1 protein-coding gene is annotated in these 993 nt (G+C 57.8%); it reads right to left on the reverse strand.

Annotation, left to right across the window (positions count from 1 at the left end; genetic code table 11):
* Positions 1-631: 631 nt before the first annotated feature.
* The coding region (locus AC1DYI_RS36795; protein ID WP_477209018.1) for an ExbD/TolR family protein at positions 632-993 on the reverse strand (362 nt) is incomplete at its 5' end.

Genomic DNA, 993 nt, shown 5'->3' on the forward strand with positions numbered 1-993 from the left:
ACCAACGCGCGGAATAGAAGACGTATCAAGATACGGACTCCCTGGATTCCCTCTGGTGCTTAACGTTCGAGGTAAGGGGCGGCTTGCGGCCTTGCCGCAAGACGTCCCTTTGACCGAGGGGTTAGGCGAATGAGGCTTAGCAAGGAGATGACCGGAACGCGGAGCTGCCCACGGAGCGATTGGGTTGCCCGAAGCCACGAGGCTGAACGAAGGCATGTGGGGACTTGTGGCACTTTGGCTCCTGCAGTTGGACCGATCGTTGGCGAGCCAGGATTGCCCGTATTTTCACCCGGGAAGACCAAACAAGCCAACGTTGGARTGGCAGAGGGCTTCGAGCGAGTACTGRYWMGCCKGACARGCGCTGGGCTGYTCTTGGGTGACTGAGCGCTCGAASGCTGCCGTTSGGYTGTTCTTGAATTGCCCAACGCTCCAGGGTTGATTTGCAGCACGATTTCAAGTCGGCTGGCAAACGAGACCAGGCATTGAGGAGRGCATKTYCCTGGCTTTGCCTAACGTTCGACGTAAGGGGCTGGCCGCAGGCCAGTCCCCTTGACGGAGGGGTTAGGCCGCATTCGGAGTTGTAGCGACTGAAGCAAACTGTGAGTGACCGCTTGGGGGCGACTGGAGGCCACTACGGAGTTGGGTCGTGGTTTGGATGGTCGCCAGTGACCACGCCAAACTTTGCCAGACCATGCTGCTGGACAAGACGCATTGCAGGAGCAACTTGCTCGTAAGCTACCTTCGGACTACCGACAACATGTAGATCTACGTTGGGTTGCGCTTCCTTGAGAGCTTGCAAGGCGGCGTCTAGTTCGGCAARGCCAAGAGCCTTGCCTTGAAGCAAATACTGGCCTTCGTCAGTGACGATCAGGCGCACTTGAGGTTGGCTTGCTTCGCTGGTAGATGACATATTGCTGAGGAGGCAACGGGGGACTTGTTGAGCTCTGGGCACAGCGGAACTGGCGGTATGCGGTCTAACGTTCGACGTAAGGG

This window comes from Ideonella sp. P3_A4, from assembly GCF_056403075.1.